Annotated in this window: 5 protein-coding genes; 1 reads left to right on the top strand and 4 read right to left on the bottom strand. The window is 67.0% G+C overall.

Going from position 1 to position 6,437, the window contains the following annotated elements; translation table 11 throughout:
* Positions 1–1,861: OmpA family protein (locus FXV83_RS10890; RefSeq protein ID WP_148739174.1), on the top strand; the 1,861-nt coding region annotated here is incomplete at its 5' end.
* A gap of 149 nt (positions 1,862–2,010) precedes the next feature.
* Here the strand turns inward: FXV83_RS10890 and argG are convergent.
* The 4 genes from argG to rlmN all read right to left on the bottom strand — a co-directional run bounded on the left by argG (position 2,011) and on the right by rlmN (position 6,226).
* Positions 2,011–3,348, bottom strand: a complete 1,338-nt coding sequence (argG, locus tag FXV83_RS10885) for an argininosuccinate synthase (protein ID WP_148739173.1) — start codon at positions 3,346–3,348, stop codon at positions 2,011–2,013.
* 92 nt (positions 3,349–3,440) lie between these two features.
* On the bottom strand, positions 3,441–4,217 hold the full coding sequence (locus tag FXV83_RS10880) for a phosphatase PAP2 family protein (RefSeq protein ID WP_148739172.1): 777 nt from the start codon (positions 4,215–4,217) through the stop codon (positions 3,441–3,443).
* A 252-nt stretch (positions 4,218–4,469) separates the two neighbouring features.
* The gene (locus tag FXV83_RS10875; RefSeq protein ID WP_148739171.1) at positions 4,470–4,940 is read right to left on the bottom strand and encodes a hypothetical protein; all 471 of its coding nucleotides are present in this window, start codon (positions 4,938–4,940) and stop codon (positions 4,470–4,472) included.
* A gap of 74 nt (positions 4,941–5,014) precedes the next feature.
* Entirely contained in the window at positions 5,015–6,226 is a 1,212-nt protein-coding gene (gene rlmN, locus FXV83_RS10870; protein WP_148739170.1) for a dual-specificity RNA methyltransferase RlmN, read from the bottom strand.
* Positions 6,227–6,437 lie beyond the last annotated feature (211 nt).

Here is a 6,437-nt window from a genome sequence, read left to right as displayed (position 1 = left end):
GCCCCCTGCCGCTCCGAAGCAGCCGTCGCCGCCTCCCGCCGCGGCTCCGCAGCAGCACGCTCCGACTCCGCCGCCTCCGGCGCCGCCCGCGGCGCGTCCGTCTCCCACGCCAGCACCGCCTCCCGCGGCGGCTCCGCAGCAGCGCGCGCCGACACCGCCGCCTCCGGCCCCGCCCGGAGCACGCCCGTCTCCGACGCCGCCGCCGCCTCCTGCAGCGGGTCCCGCGGGGCGGCCTACGCCTACGCCTGCGCCCACGGCGACGCCTTCACCCGCTGCGCCTGCGGCCCGTCCCGGCTCGCCTGCGCCGGCAGCCACTCCCGCTCCGACGGCGACACCCGCACCGACGCCAACACCTGCGCCGACCGCAACGCCGGCTCCGGGCAGCACACCCGGCGCACCGCCGGCTGGCCGCCCGGGCGCACCTCCCCCCGGCGGGCGCCCCGGCGCCCCCCCGGCTGCAGGATCACCATCACCGGCTCCTGGTGCCACACCCGCTCCAGCAACCACGCCCACGCCAGGCGCCGGTAGCCCGACCCCGCCGTCGGGACGTCCGGGTCCGGCACCAGCTCCCGGCGCAACTCCAGCCCCGACGCCAACTCCAGGCGGCGCCGGGACGCCGGCACCCGGACGTCAGGGTGGAACGCCTCCGGCTGGCGCGCCAGCTGCAGGAACTCCGGCTGCGCCGCCCCAAGCCGGCGGCCTCCCGCCCCGGCCCGCAGCTCCCGCCGGCGCCGCGGCGCCGACGGTCGTCCCGGGTACGCCGGCCGCAGCGCCACCGCCGAACAGGGCGCAATACGCGCCGCCGACGGTTGCTCCGGCCTTCCGCGCCGCGCCGACGGTCGCAGCACCGCTGCCGCCTCCGCCGCGCCCGCCGCAGCGTGACCTGACGCCGCTCGCGATCGGTGCAGGCGTGGTGGCTGGCGCCGTGATCGGCGCCACCATCGCCGACCTCCATAACCAGCGACGCGAGGTCGTCGAAGGCGGCCGCACCGTCTACACCGAGCCGGACCGCATCATCATCCGCGATCCGGGCGGCCAGGCATACGTCCGCGGCAACGATCTCTATCGCTTCCGCTACGGCGCCCGCGACATCCGCACCGACACCGTCGGCGGCGAAACTCGCACGGTCGTGGTCCGCCCCGATGGCAGCGAGGTGATCACCGTGGTCGGTGCGGACGGTTCGCTGCTGCGGCGAATCCGCAGGGACCCCGGCGGGCGCGAGCTCGTCATCATCGACAACAGCTATCGCGATCCGCGGTCGATCGGCGGCTTCTATGTCGACGTGCCGCCACCCGTGGTCAACATTCCCTACGATCGCTACATCGTCGACGCGCAGGAGGCATCACCGGACGTGATCTATGAGACCATGGAGGCACCGCCGGTGCAGCGGATCGATCGGCGTTACTCGCTCGATGAGATCCGCTACTCGCCGAACGTTCGCATGCAGATGCCGAGCATCGACGTCAACACGATCAACTTCGAGACGGGATCGTGGACCATCCCGCCGGACCAGGCGGCCCGGTTGCAAGTGATCGCCGACGGCCTCAACCGTGCGATCCAGCGCAACCCGCGCGAGGTGTTCCTGATCGAGGGACACACCGATGCGGTCGGCAACGAGGTCGACAACCTGTCATTGTCGGACCGCCGTGCGCAGTCCGCGGCCGAATTGCTGACGCAGCAGTTCGGCGTGCCGGCGGAGAACCTGACCTCGCAAGGCTACGGCGAGCAGTACTTGAAGGAGCAGACGCAAGGGCCGAGCCTGATCAACCGGCGCGTCACCGTCCGCCGCATCACGCCGCTGCTCAACGGCGGCCAGGCCTCGCTGCCGCCGCCCCCGCCCGGCACCGCGCCGCCGCGCTGAGGCGACACCCACAAACGCAAAATGGCCGGGAGCGATCCCGGCCATTTTTGTTTTCGGGCGTAGCCCGGATGGAGCGAAGCGCAATCCGGGACTCTCACCAAGCGGACGGACCCGGATTTCGCTTTCGCTCCATCCGGGCTACGAGCGCATCAATCCTTGTCACTCTCCAACCGGAAAATCTGCGAGCCTTCGCTGCCCGACAAGAGGCCCGTATCCGTGTAGAGCTTCAGCTTCGTCCGCGTGTCGGCGATGTCGAGGTTGCGCATGGTAAGCTGGCCGATGCGGTCGGCCGGCGTGAAGGCTGCGTCCTCGACCTTCTCCATGCTGAGCCGCTCCGGCGCATAGGTCAGGTTGGGGCTTTCCGTGTTCAGGATCGAATAATCGTTGCCGCGGCGCAGCTCGAGCGTGACCTCGCCGGTGACGGCGCGCGCGACCCAGCGCTGCGCGGTCTCGCGCAGCATCAAGGCCTGCGAATCGAACCAGCGGCCCTGGTAGAGCAGGCGGCCGAGCCGCATGCCGCTGATGCGGTACTGCTCGATGGTGTCCTCGTTGTGGATGCCGGTGACCAGCCGCTCATAGGCGACGTGCAGCAGCGCCATGCCGGGCGCCTCGTAGATGCCGCGGCTCTTGGCTTCGATGATGCGGTTCTCGATCTGGTCGCTCATGCCGAGGCCGTGGCGGCCGCCGATGACATTGGCTTCGAGCAACAGCGCGACGGGATCGCTAAACGTCTGACCGTTCAGCGCGACTGGCTGGCCTTCCTCGAAGCGCACCACGACCTTCTCGGCCTTGACGTCGCAGTCGTCGCGCCAGAACGGCACGCCCATGATCGGGTTGACGATCTTGATGCCGCTGTCGAGGCTTTCGAGATCCTTCGCTTCGTGCGTGGCGCCGAGCAGGTTGCTGTCGGTCGAATACGCCTTCTCGGCGCTCATCTTGTAGGCAAAACCCTGGGCGGTCATGAACGCCGACATCTCGGCGCGGCCGCCGAGCTCGTCGATGAATTGCTGATCGAGCCAGGGTTTGTAGATGCGCAGGCCGGGATTGGTCAAAAGCCCGTAGCGATAGAAGCGCTCGATATCGTTGCCCTTGAAGGTCGAGCCGTCGCCCCAGATGTTGACGCCGTCCTCCTTCATGGCCGCGACCAGCATCGTGCCGGTCACCGCGCGCCCGAGCGGCGTGGTGTTGAAATAGGTGATGCCGCCGGTCGAGATGTGGAAGGCGCCGGACTGGATCGCGGCGATGCCTTCGTGGACCAGCTGCGTGCGGCAATCGACCAGCAGCGCCTTCTCGGCGCCGAACTCCATCGCCTTGCGCGGGATCTCGTTGTAGTCGGCCTCGTCAGGCTGGCCGAGATTGGCGGTATAGGCGTAGCAGCGCGCGCCCTTCTGCTTCATCCAGAGCAGCGCTGCGCTGGTGTCGAGACCGCCCGAAAAAGCGATGCCGACTTTCTCACCCTTGGGCAGGCTTTTCAGGATCGTGGTCATGGCGCTTCCAATCGGGTCTCGAAGGGCTGATGTCAGGGCGGGTTGACCGCGCGAATATCAAATTTCGCACGCCTCGGCACGCATTTAATGGCTCAGATCGACGGCGCCGGGCCCGTCTTGCCGCCGAACAGACGCTGGCGGCGCCGATAGCCCGGCCAGGCCAGCCGGGTCAGCGCGGCGTCCACCGATTCATCCGAAAACCGCGTCCGCGGCCAGCGGTAGATCAGCGCAAATGCGAGCCAGATCACGACGAAGGTGACGAGGCCGGCGATCGACACGTCCGTAAAGAAGTGCCCGCCGAAGGCCATGCGCAGGCCGCTGGTCACGGCGCCGAACACCACCGCTCCGGCATAGGCGAGCGGCCGCCAGGTCGGCGGGGCGAGGGCGGCCGGCGCCAGCGTCCAGAACGCCGTCGCGCCCTCGCCCGAGAAGAACGAGCAGTTGCGCGTACAGTCGCCGCGCGGGTCCCACCACGGCACGAATTGCTGGTCGCCGGCGAACTGCGTCACCGCCACGGGACGCGGCCGGCCCCAATAGCTCTTGAAGGTGAGATTGGTGAGAATGCCAGCCGACATGATGATCGTGACCAGCAGGAAGATGATCGCGCGCCCGGACACCATCAGCGGCCGGTCCGGCCGGAACATCTTGACCGCAAGCGCGATCAAGGGAGGCAGCACGAATGCCCAGGCGACCCACATCGCAGCGTCACGCGCGAAGCTAGCCCAGCCGTTCAGCTTGAGCGGAAACGTCTTTGTCTGGGGGTCGAAGAACAGCGCAGCGAGCTTGAGATCGAGTTCGGGATAGAGGCCGAAAACGACGCCGATCACGAGCCACAGCGCCAGGGCAATGAAGAGTCCAGTCCGGTTCATGGCGCGCGGTTTAGCGGAGTGACGCGAGGATGAAAACCCCGGGGAGATGCCCAGCCTCCCCTGGAGGGGGAGGATCGTTCGCGCGAAGCGCGAGCGAGGTGGGGTGAAGCCGCACAAATGGTCTCTCGACCATCCGCAAACCAGCAACAAAGTGAGCCCTCAATATCGCCCTCGCTGATAGTCTGTCACCCCACCCCGCATCGCATCTGGCGATGCGATGCGACCCTCCCCCTCCAGGGGAGGGTAAGAACGCTACCGCGCGTCCCGCCTGGAATTCGACGGCAGCGGCGGATTGCGCCAGGCGCCGGCATTGCGGCCGGCGATCAGCCAGTAGACGACACCGGCGACGATACCAGCGCCGGTCATGATCTCGAGGTGACGCCGCACGATGCCCTCGAACTGCAACGTGTCGGAATGAAAGGGAACGAGGCCGAGATAGCAGGCCAGCCCCACGAGGCCGCCGCCGACGGCATAAACCAGCGCGCTGCGGATGTAGAGCGCCTCGGTGATCGCGGCGATCACCATCGCCGGCACCAGCGCAAAGCCGGACACGAAGATGAAGCCGAATCCGAGCAGGATGTCGACCACACCCTCATCGACCGGACCGGCGCCGAGATCGGAGAATTCCGGAAACAGCAGCGCGCCGACGACGATCATCCCGCCGACGAAACAGGCGGCGAGAAAGCCAATGAAGATGACGACGAGGCGGCCGATCAGTGCCATGACGGGAAAGCCAACGCTGTCATTGCTTCGCTTCGCTCGCAATGACGAGGATGCGACACCGCAGGCATGATCCATTAATCCGTCATCGCCATGGCGCGCAGCGTCTGGCGTTCGCGGGCCGAGAGCTTTTCCGTCTCCGACTTGAGCTGGCCGCACGCGGCGAGGATGTCGCGGCCGCGCGGGGTACGCACCGGCGAGGAATAGCCGGCGTTGAAGATGTATTCGGAGAACTTTTCGATCTGATCCCAGTCCGAACATTCATAGGCCGTGCCGGGCCAGGGATTGAACGGAATGAGATTGATCTTGGCGTGAATGCCCTTGAGCAGCTTCACCAGCAGCTCGGCATCGTCGAGCGAATCGTTGACGCCCTTGAGCATCACATATTCGAAGGTGATGCGGCGCGCATTTGAGGCGCCGGGATAGTCGCGGCAGGCCTGCAGCAGCTCCTTGATCGGGTATTTGCGGTTGAGCGGCACGAGCTCGTTGCGCAGCTCGTCACGCACCGCATGCAGCGAGATCGCCAGCATCACGCCGATCTCGTCGCCGGCGCGGACGATGTTCGGCACGACGCCGGAGGTCGACAGCGTGATGCGGCGGCGGGAGATCCCGATGCCTTCATTATCGCCGACGATGAGCAGCGCATCGCGCACGGCGTCGAAATTGTAGAGCGGCTCGCCCATGCCCATCATCACGATGTTGGTGACGCGCCGCGTGCCATCCTCGCGATCGGCCCAGTCATTGAGGCGGTCGCGCGCCACCATCACCTGTCCTACGATCTCGCCGGCGGTAAGGTTGCGGACCAGGCGCTGGGTGCCGGTGTGGCAGAAGGAGCAGTTCAGGGTGCAGCCGACCTGCGACGAGACGCACAGCGTGCCGCGATCGTTTTCGGGAATGTAGACGCACTCGACTTCATGCGCCTTCTGGACATTGTCGCCGCTCGGCAGCCGCAGCAGCCATTTGCGGGTGCCGTCGTTGGAGATCTGCTCGGCCACGACCTCGGGCCGGTCGACGGTGAAATGCTGCGCGAGATCGGCGCGGATGCCCTTCGAGATCGAGCTCATCTCCTCGAAGTTCCGCGCGCCGCGGAAATAGATCCAGTGCCACAATTGCTGCACGCGCATCTTGCGCTGTGGGGGCGCGACGCCGATCTCGCCGAGGCGATCGGCAAGCTCAGTGCGCGACAGACCGATCAGCGACGGCTTTGCCGGCGGCACATAGGTTTCGAGCGGGACCTTTTCCAAGGGGAACCCGGCAGCGGAAACGGTCTCGGTCGATTCAGCGGTCATCATCGTTCTGTTTGGAGAAACTCTACCCCTCATCCTGAGGAGCGCGCAGTGCGCGCGTCTCGAAGGACGAAGGCCCGGATCAGGCAGCTCGGCCTCGTGATTCGAGACGGCGCTTACGCGCCTCCTCACCATGAGGGGAAACAGCCTTCAAATAGGCGCTCTAGAGCCGCCAAACAACGCCGAATTGGAGCTAACCGACCTTATCGCCTGC

Source organism: Bradyrhizobium hipponense (assembly GCF_008123965.1).
Lineage (GTDB): Bacteria > Pseudomonadota > Alphaproteobacteria > Rhizobiales > Xanthobacteraceae > Bradyrhizobium > Bradyrhizobium hipponense.
This window is presented reverse-complemented; position numbering and strand designations above follow the sequence as displayed.